Source organism: Neobacillus drentensis NBRC 102427, from assembly GCF_001591445.1.
GTDB lineage: Bacteria > Bacillota > Bacilli > Bacillales > Cytobacillaceae > Neobacillus > Neobacillus drentensis.
In genome coordinates, this window is record NZ_BCUX01000030.1 from 36,401 (window position 1) to 57,232 (window position 20,832).

Sequence of the window (20,832 nt, forward strand, 5' to 3'; positions counted from 1 at the left end):
CTTTAAAATAAAAATTTGACAAAGGGGAGAAACTAGGTGAATTTTTCAACAAAACTTCATGAAACGGCAAAATACTCAGGCAGCAAGATTGCTTATTACTTTAAGGACCAATCAAGTACATATGCTGAATTGAATCAAGCAATCACACAATTTGCCTCAGGTCTGGAAAAATTAGGGGTCAAGAAAGGAGACCATATTGCATTATTGTTAGATAACTCTCCTCAGTTTGTGATTAGTCTATATGGGGCGTTCCGATTGGGTGCGACTGTCATTCCGATTAATCCTATTTATACAGCCGATGAAATAGGGTATATGCTTGATAATGGTGATGTTAAGGCTGTTGTTGCCTTGAAATCGCTTATCCCATTACTGGAGCAAAAGCAAACATCTTTGCCAAATGTAGAGCACTATGTGTATGTTGAGACGGATCAAAAGACAGAGGATTCAGATAGCCTTTCTAATTACTCTAATTTGAAATCTAAATTGAAATCATTTACTAGTCTACTGGCTACCGGGAATTTGGACTTTCAAGAACCGGAAATTCATGCGGATGATGTTGCCATTATTCTTTATACATCCGGAACAACTGGAAAACCCAAAGGTGCTATGTTGACTCATAAGAATTTATATTGTAATGCCATGGACGTAAGCCATGATTTAAAAATGACCAGCGATGATCGAATTATAAATGTTCTGCCAATGTTTCATGTTTTTAGTTTAACTGATTGCTTGAATGCACCTATTTTATCCGGGGCAACTATCCTGATTGTACCCAAGTTCAGCCCGAGGGAAATTTTCCGGTTAGGTAAAAAATATAAACCAACGGTATTTTTTGGAGTACCAACGATGTTTAACTTTCTCTATCAATTCCCTGAAGGAAACCCGGAGGATCTTGAATCACTGAGGTTCTGCTTCTCAGGCGGAGCCTCCCTTCCTGTTTCTATGTTAAGAAATTTTGAGGAAAAATTTAATGTGGTGATTTTAGAAGGATACGGATTATCCGAGGCATCGCCAACAACTACTTTTAACCCTCTTGACCGTGAACGTAAGCCGGGATCCATTGGGACATCCATCACTCATGTGGAAAACAGAGTTGTGAATGAGTTTGGCGAGGAAGTTCCCGTTGGAGAAGTAGGAGAGCTGATTGTCCGCGGCCCGAATGTCATGAAAGGCTACTATAAAATGCCTGAAGAGACAAAAAGGGCAATTAAAGATGGCTGGCTTTATACAGGTGATCTGGCAAGAATGGATGAAGATGGATATTTTTATATTGTCGATCGGAAAAAGGATATGATTATAGTAGGAGGGTATAACGTTTACCCGAGGGAAGTCGAAGAAGTCTTCTATCATCATCCCGACATAGTGGAGGCAGCGGTCTTTGGTGTACCGGATCCAAATCGCGGTGAGGCAGTGGTAGCTTATGTTGCCACCAAAAACCCTTTTATAACAGTGGAACAACTGCAAGCCTACTGTAAGGAACATCTGGCAAAATATAAACTTCCTTCGGTCATTGAAATCATCGAGGAACTGCCAAAAAGTGGAACGGGGAAAATTTTAAGAAGAGCGTTAAAAGAACAGCTGGTTGAAAAAGTTGCATTATAACATCAATGCTATATTTATACATTAAGATTTTATTAGTTGGTTTAAGTGATATCGCTAAATTGGTATTATTCCTAGCATCTAAATGATAGCACTTTTATTACTGGAATTCAGTATAGAGTGGATGGTGGACTAGGAGCGAAATAAGCCTAGAACAAAGAAAAACTTTCCCATAGGAACATATAAAAATAATAGACTGGGTAAGGAGTAGACATCGATGCATGCATTAGAAGGAATTAAAATACTCGATTTATCAAGAACATTAGCAGGCCCGTTTTCTACCATGTTGCTTGGAGATATGGGAGCCGATGTGATAAAGGTTGAGCAGCCTGGACAAGGAGATGAATCCAGGCGCTTCACTCCTCCTACGTGGAATGATGAGAGTTGCTATTATCTTAGTTCAAACCGAAATAAACGGAGCATTACGGTCGATTTAAAAAGTGTAGAGGGTAAAGAAATTATTTATAAATTAGCGAAGGACGCTGATGTTTTAGTAGAAAATTTTCGAACAGGTACATTAGACAAGCTGGGTTATGGTTATGAGACAATAAAAAAAATAAATCCCCGTTTGGTGTATTGCTCTATATCAGGATTTGGCAGAACGGGTCCCGAAAGGAATAGAGCCGGCTACGACCTTCTTTTACAAGGGTTTGGAGGGTTAATGAGTATCACAGGTGATGCCAATTCAGGACCGGCAAAAGCAGGTATGTCCATTGTAGATTTAACAACGGGGATGTTTGCAGCTTATGGAATTTTAGGTGCATTATTCTCTGCACAAAAAACAGGAAAAGGACAATTTGTTGATGTAAGTTTGCTTGATGGACAAGTTGTCTTGTTGAATCATCTGGCAACTGGATATCTTGCAACGGGTAAGCCTGCTGGAAGAATGGGATCAGCTCATCCTTCGATTGTTCCATACCAATCGTTTAGGGCAAAAGACATGGATATCATTTTGGCTGTAGCTAATGATCGATTATGGACAAAGTGTTGCCAGGCCTTTAATTGGATAGATTTAATGGAAGATGCTCGTTTTGAATCAAATGCAAAGCGAGTAGCCCATCGTCAAGAACTTGTGAATAGTATGTCTGAGAGACTGATTACGATGGAAAGCAAAGACATTTTTGAAAAGATGGATCATGCTGGGGTCCCATGTGGTCCAATTCACACTATTGATCAAGTTCTCAATCACCCTCAGGTTCAAGCAAGGGAAATGATGATTGACATTGAACATCCGAATGTGAAGAATTTGAAAGTGCCGGGATTTCCAGTTAAATTTTCGGAAACTCCATCGAACGTTCGACGCCACCCACCTTTGCTTGGAGAACACACAGACGAAGTCTTAGGAGAACTTGGTTACTCCGAAGCACAAATTGAAAATCTAAAAAGTGGGATGGTAATATAATTTAGAATTTATTGAAGTTAACTCACTAACTATTTCGCTGCTTCGGCAGCTTTTTTTCATTTTCCTACATTAAATTCACGTTAGTTCCAAAAGAATTTTTTGCTAGTAAAGGGGCAGCCTGGGGAAAATAAAGATAATAAATATACTCAAAGGGCTGTTGATTAAATGAAAATAAAGTGGTTCTTCACCCTAGCTTTTGTGTTATTAATGACCATTGTTACTGTCGCATCTGCTGCGACTCCTTTAAAGGTGTTTGTGAATGGACAACCCGTTTATTTCATACCCCCTATTGTAAGGATCATAGACGGACTTCCCTTCGTGTCTATTGATGCGATAAGTAGCGAACTTAAACTGGATGTCGAATATGATGAGAAAAACAATACGGTTCATATTTCAAATAAAAGAGAACCTCAATCGGAAGTTGTTGCTACATTAAAGAAAGCAAAAGCGACTCTTTATGCTACAAAAAGAGAAGGGGATTTAGAAAAATTTAGATTGGAGATTAATGGAGAAACTAGATGGTTCCCTTACTGGAGGAATTCAGATTCTCCTTCGTTTGGTCCGAGGTTATTTTCTGAAGATATTAACCAGGATGGAAAAGAAGAGTTAGTCATCATATTAACAACTGGACATGGTACAGGAATCATGATTACAGAAGCTCATGTTCTACAGAAAACGAATACAAACGTTGGAGAAGTATATGAGGAAAAGTTAATTGATAATCCAGTGGCTATCATCAATAAGAATGTAAAAACGAAAAAAGTATCTAATAACCAAATTGAGATAACGATCGGTAAGAATAAAACTAAGGATACTTTTTATGAATACTTGAAACATGAGAGTATTGATTTTTCTGTATATAAAGGAAAACTAGTGGCTTATGTGAGTGGCCATCTTTCTCCACCAACAGAAGGCGGAATTTTGATTACCTATCAATTCAAGGATAATATGTATCAAGCGGAAAAAATAGAATACCTAAAAAACAGTCCGGATTTTATCATGGAGAGTTCTTTTCAGTAATGTGAATTTTTGATGCCACAATATACCAATTTCAGTACATCCTATAAGTAGGAGGGATTGATTATGGGATTTCGAATTTTATTAATCTTAATCTTAATTAGTTTCCATTTTTCAACAATAGTCAGTGCAAAAGTGCCACTCAAAGCTGCATTTATTCGTGACCATCAGCTATGGATGAAAAAAGGAGAGAAAGAAATACAACTTACAAAGAATCGTTATGTATATGGTCAAGAATGGTCATATGACGGACGCTTTATTGCTTATATTGATGGTGATGAGAAGGGAGAAAAAACAGATTTATTCATATATGATACCAAGGAAAAGGAAAACTACCAGCCTTATGTAAGGGTTGAATCCAATTACTTTAAATGGTCCCCGATAAAAAATCAATTAGCCTATAATTCACACGGCGTTTTAAATGTAACAAAAGTAAAAAATGGTCGTCCGCAAGGTTTTGAAAATGTTTCATTAGGGGTTAGCGGTTTTGAATGGTTTCCAAACGGGAAAGAATTGATAGCTGCCTCACAATCCAGCTTGCGTCCTACCGGTTGGGGGCCAATTCCACTATATAGAATTCCGGTGGATGCGAATCTTGTTGCTGATAAAATGAAGCATTTTTACACCATTCAAACAAAAGAGCCTGATTTGTTTGCGATTGATGCTGACTATTTTAAATGGAGTAATGATGGAAAGTGGGTTAGTTTTTTAGCCACTCCTACAGCTTCCTGGTCTATGGATAGCAATTTGTTATGTGTCATTTCATCAAAGGGTGAACGCTTTCAAGTCGTCGGTAAAATGCTAGGGTTCAAAAACTGGATGAAATGGGCACCAACTGCAAATCAACTAGCCTATATTTCAGGAGAAGGAAGATTTTTTGTTGAAAACAAGAAAATGACCATTGCCGACATGCCCACATCTCAGCAACAAAAGGAATTTACACCAGAAGGGTTTGTTGATCTAGATTTGGAATGGTTCTCACCAGACGAGGTGATTGTGGCTCGTGCAAAAGAGAATAAGGAGTGGAAAGAAGGACCTGTTCCAACGATGTTCACTGCACTTTATGCTATCAACATAAGAACAGAGGAACAAAAACAAGTATCTTTTCCAAAGAAAAATGAAATGGATGAAATTCCTCAAGTAGTTGGATCTTATCTTTCATGGTTTCGTAAAAAGGCAACGGAATATAAAGGTGATGTCTGGATGAAGGATGATTTAAATGGTCAAGGGCAGATTTGGCTTAAGAATGTTGATTCGGCTCCCGTGTTTTTTACACCGAAGTGAATATTATTATTTTTAATTTTGGACAAACTCTAAGGAAAAAGGAAAGGCTGGAACCAAAGCTTGATTAAAAGACTTAACTATTACATTCTGATCTTCGTTACGGTGCTCACAGCATCTGTTCCTTCTATAAAAGCAACTGCTATGGAAAATATGGCTCAGCAAATAAATCAGCTAATAAATAACGAACCTGCGTTAAAAGGAGCAATTGCCGGCATAAGCATCCGTAACGCCTCTGACGGAAAAATCATCTATTCTCACCAGGGTGATGTCCGCTTAAGACCTGCATCCAATATGAAACTATTAACTGCAGCTGCCGCACTTACTGTCCTCGGAGAAGACCACACCTTCACGACGGAGATCCATACGGATGGACTACTGAAAAAGAAAACCCTCCATGGGAATCTGTATTTAGTAGGGAAGGGTGACCCAACTTTACTGAAATCTGATTTTGATAAAATGGCAGTAGCAATTCAAAAACGCGGCATTAATAAAATTAAGGGAAACCTTGTCGGTGATGATTCTTGGTATGATAATGTCCGTTATTCACTCGACCTCCCTTGGAGTGACGAAACAACGCATTACGGTGCACAGATATCAGCACTCACCGCCTCACCAACCAGAGCCTATGATGCAGGATCGATCAAAGTCCTCGTGCAGCCTGGAACAAGAAAAGGCGACAAACCCACCGTGAGAATGACTCCGAAAACCAATTATCTAAAAATAGTTAACCATGCTATAACTGTTCCGGAAGATGGCAAAAAGGATATCACTATTGAGCGGGAACACGCGAGGAACATCATAACAATCGAAGGATCCATCCCAACAAAGGCAAAAACGGAAAAAGAATGGATTGGAGTCTGGGACCCCACACGATATGCCTTGTCCCTTTTGAAACAATCCTTAACAGAACACGGGATACAGGTGACCGGAAAACTAAAAACAGGATTGGTGCCTGACACCGCCAGAATTTTATTGACCCATCAATCGATGCCGTTATCTGAGCTGCTGGTTCCGTTTATGAAACTAAGCAATAACGTCCATGCTGAAATATTAGTTAAAGAAATAGGTCGAGTCGTGAAAGGTGAAGGTAGCTGGGAAAAGGGACTGAGCGTTTTAAATGCGGAGCTTACAAAATTCGGTGTTAACCCCAAAACATTGGTGCTTAGGGATGGTTCAGGCGTCTCCCATGTCGACCTGATACCGGCCAACCAGCTGACACAGCTGTTATTTGCCGTCCAAAAGGAAAAGTGGTTTTCGAGCTATTATCACTCATTACCTGTTTCTGGTGAAAGTGAAAAGATGGTCGGTGGAACTTTAAGAAATCGGATGAAGGATCCTTCGATTCGAGGAAAAGTTTACGCAAAAACGGGGACTATTTCTACGGTTAGTTCAATATCAGGCTATGTAAAATCAAAAGGTGAACAAACCTTAATTTTTTCAATCTTTCTAAATAACTTAGTGGATGATTCAAAAGGAAAAATGATAGAGGACCAGCTGATTACTATTTTAGCCAATCAATAGGTACACCCCACATAGATGAAATTGTACTGCTCAAACACAATTGAAGAAATTAATTTCTTGAAAATTTAAAGTATTGATTTTACTATAAATATAATGATAAAAGAGTTATACCATGGGAGAGACATATGAATATGAATATGAATATGAATAGGAAACAAGGACAGATACTATCTGAACGATTTGAGGTAGCTTTTAACCAAGTGCACGATGCCTTAAGGGATATCGTTCAAATTAATGATGACAGATTCGTCGTTCTCGTAAAGGTTGGGGCGAAAAAATATCAAATCATTGAAACGTATAAAAAGGACCTGGAGCAATATGCCAGGCTGCGAAATGCGATTGTGCATGAGAAAATGGAAATTGGCTTTTATATTGCTGAGCCCAATGCGAAAGTTGTTTCTCATATTGAAAAAATTGCCAATGTGTTCAGTCGTCCTAATTATGCCCTGTCAATTGCTACGAAAAATGTGGTGTACTTTGATTACCGAGATAGCATTTTAAAAGTAACAGCAGCCATTAAAGAACACGGTTATTCGAAGTTTCCAATCTATAAAAACAAGAAGTGTGTCGGCTTACTCACATCCAGTTCGATTGTGAAATGGATGGCACAGAATATGGAAAACAGTTCTGTCAATCTTTCCGATAGCCATGTGTCAGATATCATGACCTACGAGAAGGAACATCCGATTGAAATCGTCGCTAAAGATATTAATATTTTTGAGGTGGAGAATATCTTTGAAAAAGCACATAGGAAGAAACAGAAAATAGAAGGTGTAATTATTACTGAACACGGAAGAGCGGATGAGTCCCCACTTGGTATGATTACAGCTTGGGATCTTATTCAAATTGATTACACAGTAGACTAATTTATTGAAAAAATGTTATCAATAAATTTACAAGAAGTCGGGAAAACTGTATAGGATGGACTCCTAATAAAAGGCGGGGATAAACTTATGCGGAATTATCGATTTCTTATCAATGAGCAATTTCAAGCGAACAGCATAGCGGAAGATTTAAGAATACAACTGGACGTCAATCGATATAGTTACGTCAATATTCTATCTGTTGACAATCGAAATGAAGTACTTGTCCAAGTTTTTGAATCTAGCGGAGGAGCAGAGGAAACGGTTGAAACCTTTATGCAAGATTACCAAAAAGGGATAATTATTGAATAACCAGTAAAGTTCTCCGGCTTTGGAGAACTTTTATTTTTTTAAAAAAACAAGCATACCTCTAAGGCATGCTCGTTGTATTTGGCTAATTTTGCTTAAAATTCAAACTCGCTTAATTGGTCCATATGAGAGGCTATCAAAGCGATAATGGTGGTTGCTTCTTCTTTACTAAAAATGAAATGGGACTCATCCTTGATTAATTCATCGTCCGTGGTCCAAATCCGGTTAACGCGCTTAAGGACACCGTCTCCAGTTGCTTGAACCAATCCAAATTGATAGGTTACTTCGACCTCATCTTCATGTTTGAAGGCTGTTACCTCTGGAGTGGACCAATCCACATCAATTTCCTCAAAGATGTCGTCACTATTAACTTGTGCTGCCTCGTAATACTCTTCTTCCTCATCATCTTCTACATAAACAGTTTCGACCTCATCATCATCTTCCTCAGAGACCTCAGTAGTCTGAAGATAGACCCCATCATCTGTATAGTGATCGTCACCGTTCATGTAATCATGAAGGCTAGCGTGCACTTCCTCGATAATGTCTTCAATATCTGAAAGGATGACTTTCGCAGTATGTCCGCTGTCAACATCGAAGGTATCGATGTAAAATTCTTCGTTTTGCGGATCAAAGAACAGTGAGCAAAAATAATCACGCTCCAGTTCTTCGGTATCAACATCTGCGGTATCGACATAAAACTCGATCCTTGGATGTTTGGCGGCTCTTTCAACTGTCATTTGACCGACCTGATCATATTCTTCACAAATTGACTCCAGGTGTTCTTGCAGTTCTCCACATACTCTGTCAAACCATTCTAACGACATCAAACATCCCATCCTTTCAAAGTTAATCGAGGTTATTATTACCAACTTTGAAAAAAATATGTTTTTTCTAATAATATGGAAGGAATAACAAATAGGAAACTAGAACAGAGTGAATAAGTAACCCTATTTTATGATTCTACTTAAGATTGGAGGGATCCCATGAAATCCTTAATATATGAACTAAATCAAATCTGCACTAATTTTCCCTTAAGAGAAAAAATTGTGATTGTTGATTCTCATTCCATTGGGGAACAAATCAATGAAACTTTTGTTAAGGCAGGATATCAAGCAATTAATCTCAAGTATAAAACTGTGAATGACCTTGCCCGAACAGTTGTTGACCTGAATTCAGAGCAACCGCAAAATATCTTAGATCAGACAGTGGGTGTTCATTTTATTTACAATCTTCTTAAAGAGTTGAAAAACCAAGAGAAGCTTCGTTACTTTGCGGGAATGGAAATCACTCCTGCTTTTAGTCATGCGATATATACAACCATTCAAACCTTACGATTAGCCGGATATACAAAGGCTACTTTGAAAAAGAATGCGTTTATTAGCCCAGACAAAGCGGAGGATATTTACGAGATTCTTGCTGAATATGAAAATACCTTATGTATTCATCAATTTACCGACAAGGCAGGATTAATAAATAAGGCACTGGAAGCCACCCAAATTGATGATAAGGGAGTTTTTATTTTACAATCCGGTCTAAACCTATCACAACTGGAAGATCAATTCCTAAGAAGAATCATCCCTGAGTCCGTTTATAAACTGCCGCTTGCACCGGTATTGGGAATCGATCCTCCTGAACGGTCAAGCATCAGTTCGGTTTCTTGGGGACAGCCGGCTCCGCTCAGTTATCTCTACCAACAGGGTGAAGCAAACGGGGAGCCCAACTTGGAGCTTTTTACTGCGAAGACAGAAGAAATTGAAGTTAAACAAATCTTAGAAAAAATTAAAGCGACCAAAGCTTCACTAGATGAGAGTGTTGTTTACTATACAAACACCGATGCCTACATAACCGTGTTTTATCACCTGTCCCAAAAGTTAGATCTGCCCTTTACTTTTGGTGAAGGACTGCCCGTTTCATTTAGCCGCCCGGGACGTTTGGTTTCCGGATTAATAAGTTGGATTCAGTCTAACTATAGTGTAGAAACCTTTCTTGATTTGCTGAACGAAGGATTAATTGAATTTGGCGAAGGTGCACCTTCTAAAGCTAAAATTTCGCGAGTGCTTCGGGATTTACAGATTTGCTGGTCACAAGAACGGTACCTAACTCATCTCACCATTGAAATTGAACGTTTAGGCGAGAAACTTTTACAAGCAGAAGATAAATCTATTTTTGAAGTTAGGTTAAAAGAAATTTCGTGGTTGAAGCAGTGGTATACTGACCTGTTTAAAAAGTTGCCCCCGTTAAATCTAACCATGAATTATAAAAAAACATTAACTGGAATCACCTATCTTCTCAAAAATAATTGTAAAACAAGTTCATCACTTGATGAAATGGCCAAGTCTGCCTTATTGGAGGAAATTGAGAGGATTCTCCCCTTTGCAGATGAATCGTTATCAAGCTACGATTTGTTTGAAAAGGTAAAAGATCTTCTGTTAACTATTCAAATTAATCAATCGGGTCCAAAGTCAGGTCATCTTCATGTTTCTTCCTATAAGCGAGGTATTTATAATAGCCGGTCGCACTTATTTTTTGCAGGCTTGGATAACAAGAAGTTTCCGGGTAATGCAAGCGAAGATCCGCTCTTGCTCGATACAGAGCGAATTCAGTTAGGGAACGGTTTGCCATTACTACGTGAAAAGGGTCAAGAAAACTTGTATACAATGTTACAAGCTCTAGCGAATTCAACCGGTCATGTCACGGTCAGTTACTGTGATTTTGATATGAGTAATAATCGGGTAGTTAACCCAGCATTTGTTGTTTTGCAATGCTATCGTTTAATCACCGGCAATAAAGATGCAGATTTTGAAGCGTTAAAATCACTGCCATCATCAATCATTGCGAATGATATTTTTGAAGATAAAGACTATTGGAATGAGAAATTAACCAATGATCGTGCGCAGCAGCTCAATGAAGGGGTTTTAAACCATTTTAACAATATTAAACTGGGAATCACGGCGGAAACCGCACGAAATACTAGAAATTACACGGAATATGATGGGCAGATTCAGATTGATGCCGAAGCGTATGATCCTCGCATCAATCAGGATAAACGCTTGAGTGCAGGTAAACTTGAAACCCTGGCTAAGTGTCCGTATTCATATTTTTTAAAAGAGATTCTAAAAGTTAGGACCGTAGAGGATGTATCGTTTGATGCAAACAAATGGCTCGATGCAGCGACCCGAGGAAGCTTGCTTCACAGTATTTTTGAAAACTTTTACAAAAAATTAATACAAGATCATGCCAAGCCTTCCTATGCCAATCATTTAGAACTTATTTTAGAAATAGCACAAGGTTTAATTGATAAGCAAAAAGAAGTATTGCCGCCTCCAAATGAAAGAGTCTATCAACGTGAACGGACGGATATCTTAGCTTGCTGTGAGATATTTCTAAAAGAAGAAGAGGAATATAGCGAAAATTACCAACCACTTCATTTCGAATATTCCTTTGGGATTGGTGAAAAGGATCCGGCAATAATTACTCTTCCTTCAGGGAAAATAAAAATTTCTGGGATTATTGACCGTGTTGATCAATCTAAGTACGGCAAATACCATATCATTGACTATAAAACAGGGAGCACGTACGGTTATGCTAAGAATGCGGCCTTCAAAGGCGGACGACAGCTCCAGCACATGATTTATGCCATGGCGATCGAGCAGCATTTGAATCTCGGCGAGGGTGTGGTCGAGGAGAGTTCGTATTACTTTCCAACCCAAAAAGGATTGGCGCAAAGGTTTACGAGGAAGCAGGACAAGGAGCTCCGAACCAATGGCTTAGATATTTTGGAAAAACTAATTGATGCTGTAAAACATGGTCATTTTGAAATGACCGATGATGTGAATGATTGCAAATTTTGTGAGTTTAAGCTGGTTTGCCGCCGCCATTTTTATGATAAAGAAACACTGGAAATGAAGCAGTCGAATCAGAAGCTAAAGGGGGTTAGAGCCTATGACTAAGGAAATTCTCGATCAAGCGGCTAGGGATAAAATTAAATCACAGCTCAAGACGAACTTTTTAGTTGAAGCTGGCGCCGGTTCAGGTAAAACGACGAGTCTAGTCGATCGGATGGTCAACCTCATTTATACAGGTACTGCCGAAATTCAGGAAATTGTGGCGATTACGTTTACCAGAAAAGCGGCTGATGAGTTAAAGGTCCGCTTTCAAGCAAAATTAGAGGAAGCATGGAAAAATGAACAGGATCTTGATATCAACTTTCGTTTAGGCTTGGCACTTCAAAATATTGAAAGCTGCTTTTTAGGAACGGTCCATGCCTTTTGTGCCAAACTACTGCGTGAGCGCCCAATAGAAGCAAATTTAGATTTAACGTTTACAGAGCTTGAGGAAGCCGATGACATCGACATTTTAGAAGAAGCTTGGCAGCTTTATTTACAAACCTTAATGGACGAAGAAGCGCATCGCTTTGAAATCATTGAAGAATTAGGGATAACGGTTGAAAACCTATTCCCTTGGTTAAAGGGGTTAAAAGAATATTCAGATGTGGAATGGGTGACGGAAACGCGACCGAAACCAGAGCTGCAGGCGGATTATCAATCTTTCATGCTCATCATAAAAGAAGCAAAAAGATCCGTACCTGAAGAAGAGCCTCTTAAGGGATATGACAGCTTGCAGAAAGCGATATTAACTGCAGTTCAAAAAGAAAGATTCATTAATCCCGAAAAGGAAAAGGATATCATTAGCATTTTAGAATTATTTGATAAGAATTTAAAACCAACTTATAATCGCTGGCCATCTAAAGAAGATGCAAAATTTTATGAAGAAAAAGTCAAGGCAACCTTTGAAGTTTCAATCAAGCCACTTATTCAAGCATGGAAAGAGTATTGTCATCCGAAAATTATTCGTTTTCTAGAAGAAGCAGTCCAGGGTTATCAACATTTAAAAAGAGAGCGATCCCTGCTAAACTTTCAAGATTTAATGATTTATACATCAACGTTGCTAAAAGGTAATCCAGAAGTTCGCGCCTATTTCCAAGCAAAATACCGCTATCTACTCGTCGATGAGTATCAGGACACTGACCCGATTCAGGCTGAAATCATGTTTTATCTAACGAGTGAAGATATTAATGAAAAGACATGGACAAAATGCAAACCGAAAGCCGGTTCCCTCTTTGTGGTTGGCGATCCCAAACAAGCCATTTACCGTTTTCGCCGCGCTGATATTGATACATATAATCGCGTTAAGCAGTTAATCGAGGAACATGGCGGAGAAGTGCTTCAATTGACGACCAATTTCCGGTCACTTGACACCGTGACCAAAGAATTAAATAAGGTGTTTCAGAAGCACTTACCAGAAGTGGAATCTGATTATCAAGCCGCCTATCGACCGTTAATCGCCTATCATGAGGGCACTGGCGCTGGTTTTACGGGTATCAAGCGTTTAACTGTACCTGCTGATTATAAAAAGAAGGAAGAAGTCATCTTAATCGATGCGGAAAACATTGCACTGACTATTCAAACCTTAATCGGGCAGGGGCACCAAGCAAAGGATTTCATGGTGCTGACGAGGTATACTGATGGCGTCGCTGTCTATGCGAAAACGATCGAGGATATGGGTATTCCTGTTAGTATTAGTGGGGAAGTAATTCTAGGTGAAACTATGGAGTTCCAAGATTTATGGATCCTCTTAAAGTCATTCTTGGATACTACCGATGAAGTGGGCTTCATTGCCGTGTTACGGGGGATTTTCTTCGGAATAAGTGATCAAGAACTATATCAATGGAGACAAGCCGGTGGCAGATTTTCCATTTACGCCAATATCCCTACTGAAATTTCTCCTGAGGTGAGTGATAAATTTAGGTTCGCATTGGAAAAATTACAGGGTTGCCAAAAGCTTATTCGCACTCTATCACCAACCGCAGCAATTGAACGAATCATTGAAGAAGTCGGTTTCTATCTATTACTTTTGAAAAATGGCCGCAACAAACGAACGTATAAAAGTCTACTGCAAATGCTTGAAGCCCTTCGAAAACAAGAGGCAGCTGGGAAGACCACCTATAAACAAGTGTTGGAAGTGCTGACCGAGTTGATTTTTGAAAAAACAGTTGTTGCAAACTTGGAAGATGAGGCAGATGCGGTTCGGATTATGAATATTCATAAAGCAAAAGGCCTAGAAGCACCGATTGTCTTTTTAGCCCATCCAACTAAGTTAGTCAGTCCTGAATCCTTTTTATCACAGCATATTAAACGGGAGGACCATATTTCAAAGGGCTACTTTACGTTTACCGTAAAGAACGGCTATTCAGATAAAGAAATTGCTTTACCTCCTGAATGGGAAACACATAAGGCTAAGGAACTGGAGTACCTCACGGAAGAAGAGCTGCGGATCATTTATGTTGCAGCCACTCGAGCTGAACAGGCCCTTATAATCAGTTCGCACACTGGAAATAAGAAAAACCCTTGGAACATCCTTTTCGAAATGGATGATATCGAGGAATTAGAACTTCCAGAAGTAGAACCCTATGTCGTTCATTCAATAACAGAGGAGCTTACTCTTTCAGAATTTCAAGCTAGAACGGTTAGTAAAAACTCATGGCTTGATCAAAGTAAGTTAAAAACCTTTGAACAATGGTCTCCAACAAAAGACAAGGATTATTCTGAGGTGATCACGATTGAACGAGAAGCGGGCGGTGGGAAGGATTGGGGAACGCTGATTCATGATGTCTTTGAAAAAGCTGTTCAAGGCCAAGACCTTTCTAATTATATAAAGGCAGCTTTACACAAATATAATATTTTAGAAGATAGAGAAAAAGAAGTATGGTCTTATCTGGAAAACCTGCAAACTTCACCCCTTTGGGATGAGTTAATGACAGCAGAGGAAATGCTGACAGAAGTCCCTTTTACCCTTAAAGTTGAAAAGGGTGATTCTCTATATTCTTCTATATCTAAACATCCTGATAATCTACATCCCTTTTATGTCAAAGGAACGATTGATCTCATCTATAAAAAGAATGGCACCTGGACGATTGTTGATTATAAAACTGACCGAGCTAAACAGGACAAAGACTATGAAAAACTCCAAGCATTTTATCGCAGCCAACTTTCCTTTTATAAGGATGCCTGGGAGGAGTTAACCAGAGAAACCGTAAGCAAAGAATTACTTTACTTTCTTGACCCAAATAAAATAATGGCTACCTAGTGTGCTAATAGTTAAATTTCGTCGCACTCCATAAACCGAAGCCTTTAAAGTTTTATAAATCCGGCTGAAATTTAAACACGAAAATTCCACAGGCTTTAAGCTTGTGGGATTTTCTTTAGAACTACGATTTTACCAAGACTATTTCACCGAAACCTTGGTATTCTCAAATTCCTCTTCAGCTACTTTTTTGACTCTCTCACAAAATTGAACGACGATTTTATCACTAGCAAAAAATAAGAATAATTTGAGGAAGGATTTTAGCGGTTGATTCGTGCAGGTATATTTAAACAGAGTTTTCTGATCATCGAGTGCTGTTAATTCATACAAAGCAGTGATTTCAAACATCTTGGCAAGTGTAAAGCCCACTTTTAATTTCCGTTTAGCAGGAGTATTTACATATTCTATTGTCTCAACATCGTACTCCTCGATTCGTTTTCCTTCTTTGTATTTCTGACGATAGATGCTTCCTACTCCTTCAGTCGTCACTTTGACCGGTTGATGATCCACGACTTGTGGCATAATTTTTTGCATGTCCTCTACTGAGCCATTTAACAATCCCCATACCTGATCAATCGGAGCATTAATTTTAATTTCCTTCGACCATTCTTTCAACAATCATCACCTCGTGCTAATTTTTTTATAATTATTAATTATTCTGCACTTAACAGGAATATCCTTTCTTTTAAAGTATGATACTGAGCCAATGCCCAAATCAATTAGTGTGTGTCGTTCCTTTCCTTACAGATAAAACCAACCAATTTCGCCTGAGCAACTTTGAATAGTTTTCACTTATCGTGTGATATTATATAAATTAATCGAAGAAAACGAGGTGTCTACATGAAAATTGAAGTTTGGTCAGATTATGTATGTCCGTTTTGTTATATTGGAAAACGCCGATTAGAATTGGCGTTAGACCAATTTCCACATAGTGATCAGGTAGAGGTAGAATTTAAAAGTTTTGAGCTTGACCCAAATTCTCCAAAAAATGTTGGACTGAACATCCATGAAGTATTAGCCGGAAAATATGGGATGAGTATTGAAAAAGCGAAGGAAGCAAATCAAGGAGTGGGGCAGCAGGCAGCCACGGTAGGGTTAACTTTCAATTTTGAAGAGATGAAACCTACAAATACGTTTGATGCCCATCGCCTGGCTAAATTTGCTAAGTCACAAGGGAAGGAATCAATTGTTTCTGAAAAGTTGCTACAAGCCTACTTTACAGATTCGAAACATCTTGGTGAGTTTGAAACATTGGCTGACATTGCTGAGGCAGCAGGATTAAATCGTCAAGAAGTGTTAAATGTCCTAAATGATAAAAATGCCTATGCGAGTGATGTTCGCAATGATGAATCCCTTGCTCAGCAGTATGGTGTTCGCGGTGTACCTTATTTTGTCATTAATCAAAAATATGCGATTTCTGGTGCCCAACCGACAGAAACATTTATGGGGGCGCTGCAAAAAGTCTGGGAGGAAGAGTCTCCGACACCAGTACTTCAAGATCTATCTACGGAAGAAGATGTTAGTTGTGCAGATGGCAACTGTGTAATTCCTGAAAAAAAGTAGATATTATTCCAAAAATAAGGATGGGAAAGGAAACTCTGTTTCCTTTCCCATTTGCTTTTTAAGCCTTATTAGCGTCTGCGGACTCTTAAATTCCACATATTGCCGTCTTTCCAACAACGGTTGACTATAGTATTGGGACTAGAACCTCTACGCCATCCAGTCCATCTGCAGCGTCTTGAAGTTCTTCTTCTAGAAGTATTCCGGTTTCTAGAAGTATTCCGGTTTCTAGAAGTGTTCCGGTTTCTAGAAGTATTCCGGTTTCTAGAAGTATTTCGGTTTCTAGAAGTGTTCCGATTTCTAGAGGTATTCCGGTTTCTAGAAGTATTCCGGTTTCTAGAAGTATTCCGGTTTCTAGAAGTATTTCGGTTTCTAGAAGTATTTCGGTTTCCAGAAGTATTCCGATTTCTAGATGTATTCCGTCTAGAAGTGTTCATACGTGAAGTCATCTGCTGTCTTGAAGTTCTTCTTCGGGATGTTTTTCTTCGTGTAGTGCGACGATCATGACCAGGATCACGGAACATAAAGCCCCAGAAATCACCTTGTCTTACTTCATCGGCTGCCTGTTGAATATCTTCCGCTGAAAAATCGCTCATAGTAACTTAGCACCTCCTTTAAGCTTGAAAAGGGAGCAAGACCACTAATTGACCTATTTGTCCAAGTAACTCACTCTTCTTCTACTAAATTACGTGTGTACAGGTACATTTGAATGAGGAAAAAGCCTACGCTCGAAAAAAAAGCTGTCCGAGTGGGACCTCCAACCTTTGTTTTTCATACGAATAAAGGAAGGGGGAATAAAAAAATGGACGAGGCTGCAATACTACCGCTCTACAAACTCTTTATAAGACCAATCGACTTGCGGGAGCTGAGAAGGGACATTTGGATCGATGATCCCATTCCGGCCCAGTTAACAATTGAAGGAAAACGACTCGATATTGATATTGCCTATCGAGGATCCCACATCCGTGATTTAGCGAAAAAGTCTTATCAGGTTTCCTTCTTCAAACCTAAAAGGTTTAAAGGTTCCAAACAAATTCACTTGAACGCAGAATATAAGGATCCTTCATTAATCAGAAACAAACTGTCATTTGATTTCTTTGCCGAGCTTGGCGTATTATCGCCTCAGTCGCGTCATATATTTTTAAATCAAAATGGTAAGGCAGAAGGTGTCTATTTGGAAATTGAAAGTGTCGATGAGAATTTCCTAACAAGAAGGGGCTTACCGAACGGAAGCATTTTTTATGCTGTTGATGGGGATGCAAATTTTTCACTGATGAGTGATCTAGACAAGGAAACCAAAAAGTCCCTCCAATTAGGATATGAAAGGATAGTTGGCGGACGGGAAGAAGATTTTTACTTACAGGAATTTATTTTTAACATTAATACGTTCTCAAAAAGTGAATTCGAAAAAGAAATTCACAAATTTGTTAATATCGATAAATATCTCCGCTGGATGGCTGGTGTTATTTTTACATCCAATTATGATGGCTTCGTTCATAACTATGCCCTTTATCGGAATGGAGAAACACGCCTTTTTGAGATTATACCCTGGGATTATGATGCGACATGGGGCCGAGATGTCAATGGGAAAAAGATGGAGCCTGATTATGTTCCAATTGATGGATTTAATACATTAACCGCACGCATTTTATATGTAGATACCTTTCGTAAGCAATACCGATTGCTTCTTGAAGAAATAATGGATCAGCATTTTACAGTAGACAATATGATTCCGAAGGTTGACAGACTGACAAAATTAATTCGTCCGTTTGTTATTCAAGACCCATATAAAAAACAAAATATAGATATATTTGATCAAGAAAGTGCGGTTATATCGACATATATTGAGGAAAGAAAAAGGTATATCAATAGGAAATTAACCATTCTGGATTAATATCACAAGTGAGAATGGTGCCATCCTGTTTGTTGGATGGTTTTTTTTATTTTAAGAATAAGTAAAAGTAGGATTTCACAAAGATATGTCGAAATTCTAAACTATCTGTTATTTTAAGGAATTATTTTCAATAAATTGTTAAAAAGGAGGGTTTTTGAAGTGGCATCTTTTTGTTCGAATTGTGGAATGGAACTTAAAAGTGGACAGCAGTTTTGCAAAGAGTGTGGAACAAAGGTTAGGAGTCCTGATTCCTTAGAATCCGGACATTTCCCGCAGATGGAGCGAGCGACCATCAAGGAAAATACATTCCAAAAGAATAATAAAAATACATATATTGCAATCTTTACAATTGTTGGTCTGATATTGATCGGGGTTTCAGCCTTTTTTGTTGTAAATATGTTAAAAGAACCCAAAAAGGAGGTTTCAACCACTCCTGTTACTTCCACTGTAAAAGAAAACGACTCCGACTCATCAGTGTCTACTCCAAAGGATGATGAAAGTGTTGCTATAAATGGGGAAGATTCTACTCTAAGAGACTATACAAGGAAATTGAATCAATTAAAAATAACTTCTGGCGGTACAAACATTGCGATTGGTAATTGGGAAATAAGCAATCGAAATGGAATGTTATCATTAAAAGCAAGAAACATTTCATCAAAAGATTTAAATCAAATTTTTGAACTCTATGATGAAGGGAATTATAGGCCACTACAATCATGGGCACGTGAAGTCTATTTCTTATCAGAAGATTTAGCGCAGGAATTGAATGCTGATTGGAAGATTGAGGTAGGTAATACCTGCTCACCTGAACACCCATTTTCCTTATCTGATTCTGATTTAGCTGCATATTCCGGTTCATGTGGCTATTCTATACCGGTATTATCAGGAACAGACAAGGATAATTTAGCATTAGTTATAAACAGTCCGGTATTTTTCTCAACGGTAAACAATGATTTACCGGTTACAAGTGAATATATTTTACCTGACAGTGATATCAGAAAGTTATCAGGAAGTGAGATTGAGTATTTAACACTTGAAGAACTCAGTTTGGCCAGAAATGAGATCTTTGCAAGGCATGGCCGTATTTTTAAAACAAATTCCTTACAAATCTATTTCGATCGGAAAACATGGTACAATCCGGACCCATATTATGACGATACATTAGATAGTATTGAAAGGTTCAATGTAAATTTGATCAAAAGCCGAGAGGAGTATCTGAAGTAATGTCTAAGAAAGCTAAGATTGGAATCACATGCATTATCCTTTTGGCAATTATACCTGTGTACTTTTTCTTTTTTCAGACAGAAAAGGAAGAAAACGAGAGTATAAGGAAGAATGTAAAGGTGGTCCAAAAAACTACAAAAACAGCTTCAACAGACATAGAGGCTGAAAAAACTGAAACGGCATCAGCAGACCAAGATAACAAGTCAACAGTCAATAACGAAGAATCGGTTAAGGTAGAAATAAGTAAAGAAGACCCAAAAAGGGTGAATCCTCAGGTTGATGATGAAAAAGAAAATGTTCAATCAGACTTTTTAGTGGTGATTGATCCCGGTCACCAACAGCGCGCTAATTTGGAACAGGAACCTGTCGGACCGGGTGCGGCGGTGACCAAAATTAAAGTAACCGGCGGAACATCCGGTGTTGCCACAGGGAAGCCGGAGTACAAATTAACGTTAGAGGCTTCGCTTATTTTAGGTGAATTACTTGAAAAAAGAGGGGTAAAAGTCATCTATACCCGAACGACTCATGACGTAAATATGAGTAACAAAGAAAGAGCGGAAATCGCCAATCAAAATCAAGCTGATTTATTTGTACGTATCCATGCGGACGGATCAACAAACAGGAATGTAAATGGACTTTCTATCTTAACTCCTTCGGAGGATGACAAATTTACCAAAGCTATTTTTCAAGATAGTTTACAAGCTTCACAGCTAATTCTAAATGAGACTCAAAAAAATTCGGCGGTTAAGGTAAATGGTATTTCATATCGGGGCGACCTATCAGGCTTTAATTGGTCCCAAGTGCCTAGCACGTTAATTGAAATGGGATTTATGAGCAATCCAACCGAGGATAAAAACCTGTCAGATACGGGTTATCTTACCAATTTACTCACGAACATTGCAGAAGGAATCACGCTCTACTCAAGCAGTAAGCAATAGTTGCAGTTAAAAAGGGTGCAAGCACAACCATCAGTGCCTGACACCCTTTTTTTATTATGTTAAATCCCTTTAGTTGAT

The 20,832-nt window shown here is 38.6% G+C and carries 16 protein-coding genes and 1 pseudogene; 14 read left to right on the forward strand and 3 right to left on the reverse strand.

Translation table 11 applies throughout. From position 1 onward, the window contains the following. The first annotated feature begins 36 nt into the window (after nt 1-36). The 7 genes from BDR01S_RS15595 to BDR01S_RS15625 all read left to right on the forward strand — a co-directional run bounded on the left by BDR01S_RS15595 (nt 37) and on the right by BDR01S_RS15625 (nt 7,998). Entirely contained in the window at nt 37-1,602 is a 1,566-nt protein-coding gene (locus BDR01S_RS15595) for a fatty acid--CoA ligase family protein (protein WP_066256262.1), read from the forward strand. 214 nt (nt 1,603-1,816) lie between these two features. Continuing rightward, nucleotides 1,817-3,001: a CaiB/BaiF CoA transferase family protein gene (locus BDR01S_RS15600; protein ID WP_066256260.1), complete on the forward strand. Its 1,185-nt coding sequence runs from the start codon at nt 1,817-1,819 to the stop codon at nt 2,999-3,001. Between the two features lie 165 nt (nt 3,002-3,166). Beyond that, nucleotides 3,167-4,021, forward strand: coding sequence for a stalk domain-containing protein (locus BDR01S_RS15605; RefSeq protein ID WP_066256258.1), 855 nt, complete (start codon nt 3,167-3,169; stop codon nt 4,019-4,021). A gap of 63 nt (nt 4,022-4,084) precedes the next feature. Next, nucleotides 4,085-5,302, forward strand: coding sequence for a translocation protein TolB (locus BDR01S_RS15610; protein WP_066256257.1), 1,218 nt, complete (start codon nt 4,085-4,087; stop codon nt 5,300-5,302). A 60-nt stretch (nt 5,303-5,362) separates the two neighbouring features. After that, nucleotides 5,363-6,823, forward strand: a complete 1,461-nt coding sequence (gene dacB / locus BDR01S_RS15615; protein WP_066256254.1) for a D-alanyl-D-alanine carboxypeptidase/D-alanyl-D-alanine endopeptidase — start codon at nt 5,363-5,365, stop codon at nt 6,821-6,823. 143 nt (nt 6,824-6,966) lie between these two features. Continuing rightward, a complete protein-coding gene (locus BDR01S_RS15620; RefSeq protein ID WP_066260150.1) occupies nt 6,967-7,689 on the forward strand; it encodes a CBS domain-containing protein in 723 nt (240 codons plus the stop codon). An 87-nt stretch (nt 7,690-7,776) separates the two neighbouring features. Beyond that, nucleotides 7,777-7,998, forward strand: a complete 222-nt coding sequence (locus BDR01S_RS15625; protein WP_066256251.1) for a hypothetical protein — start codon at nt 7,777-7,779, stop codon at nt 7,996-7,998. Nucleotides 7,999-8,090: 92 nt separating this feature from the next. Here BDR01S_RS15625 and BDR01S_RS15630 read toward each other — a convergent pair whose 3' ends face one another. Then, nucleotides 8,091-8,819, reverse strand: a complete 729-nt coding sequence (locus BDR01S_RS15630) for a hypothetical protein (RefSeq protein ID WP_066256250.1) — start codon at nt 8,817-8,819, stop codon at nt 8,091-8,093. Between the two features lie 159 nt (nt 8,820-8,978). Here BDR01S_RS15630 and BDR01S_RS15635 point away from each other — a divergent pair, with 159 nt between their 5' ends. After that, the gene (locus BDR01S_RS15635) at nt 8,979-11,945 is read left to right on the forward strand and encodes a PD-(D/E)XK nuclease family protein (protein WP_066256249.1); all 2,967 of its coding nucleotides are present in this window, start codon (nt 8,979-8,981) and stop codon (nt 11,943-11,945) included. Then, the gene (locus tag BDR01S_RS15640) at nt 11,938-15,141 is read left to right on the forward strand and encodes a UvrD-helicase domain-containing protein (RefSeq protein ID WP_066256248.1); all 3,204 of its coding nucleotides are present in this window, start codon (nt 11,938-11,940) and stop codon (nt 15,139-15,141) included. The genes BDR01S_RS15635 and BDR01S_RS15640 overlap by 8 nt, the downstream gene beginning before the upstream one ends. Nucleotides 15,142-15,279: 138 nt before the next feature. On the opposite strand, the gene BDR01S_RS15645 is transcribed toward BDR01S_RS15640, so the two are convergent. Beyond that, nucleotides 15,280-15,756, reverse strand: a complete 477-nt coding sequence (locus BDR01S_RS15645) for an SRPBCC family protein (RefSeq protein WP_335582587.1) — start codon at nt 15,754-15,756, stop codon at nt 15,280-15,282. A gap of 222 nt (nt 15,757-15,978) precedes the next feature. On the opposite strand from BDR01S_RS15645, the gene BDR01S_RS15650 reads away from it, so the two are divergent. Further along, entirely contained in the window at nt 15,979-16,701 is a 723-nt protein-coding gene (locus tag BDR01S_RS15650; protein ID WP_066256242.1) for a DsbA family oxidoreductase, read from the forward strand. Between the two features lie 120 nt (nt 16,702-16,821). Further along, nucleotides 16,822-17,205 carry a hypothetical protein gene (locus tag BDR01S_RS25395; protein ID WP_169801447.1) on the forward strand — a complete coding sequence of 128 codons (384 nt, stop codon included), beginning with the start codon at nt 16,822-16,824 and terminating at the stop codon, nt 17,203-17,205. Nucleotides 17,206-17,219: 14 nt separating this feature from the next. Here the strand turns inward: BDR01S_RS25395 and BDR01S_RS26750 are convergent. Further along, nucleotides 17,220-17,294, reverse strand: a pseudogene (locus BDR01S_RS26750) (hypothetical protein); the annotation flags it as partial. Nucleotides 17,295-17,500: 206 nt separating this feature from the next. On the opposite strand from BDR01S_RS26750, the gene BDR01S_RS15655 reads away from it, so the two are divergent. The 3 genes from BDR01S_RS15655 to BDR01S_RS15665 all read left to right on the forward strand — a co-directional run bounded on the left by BDR01S_RS15655 (nt 17,501) and on the right by BDR01S_RS15665 (nt 20,754). Then, complete coding sequence (locus tag BDR01S_RS15655; RefSeq protein WP_066256240.1) at nt 17,501-18,592, forward strand: CotH kinase family protein; 1,092 nt, start codon at nt 17,501-17,503, stop codon at nt 18,590-18,592. A 159-nt stretch (nt 18,593-18,751) separates the two neighbouring features. After that, the gene (locus tag BDR01S_RS15660; RefSeq protein WP_066256238.1) at nt 18,752-19,816 is read left to right on the forward strand and encodes a YARHG domain-containing protein; all 1,065 of its coding nucleotides are present in this window, start codon (nt 18,752-18,754) and stop codon (nt 19,814-19,816) included. Then, on the forward strand, nt 19,816-20,754 hold the full coding sequence (locus BDR01S_RS15665; protein WP_066256234.1) for an N-acetylmuramoyl-L-alanine amidase family protein: 939 nt from the start codon (nt 19,816-19,818) through the stop codon (nt 20,752-20,754). The genes BDR01S_RS15660 and BDR01S_RS15665 overlap by 1 nt, the downstream gene beginning before the upstream one ends. The last annotated feature ends 78 nt before the right edge of the window (nt 20,755-20,832 follow it).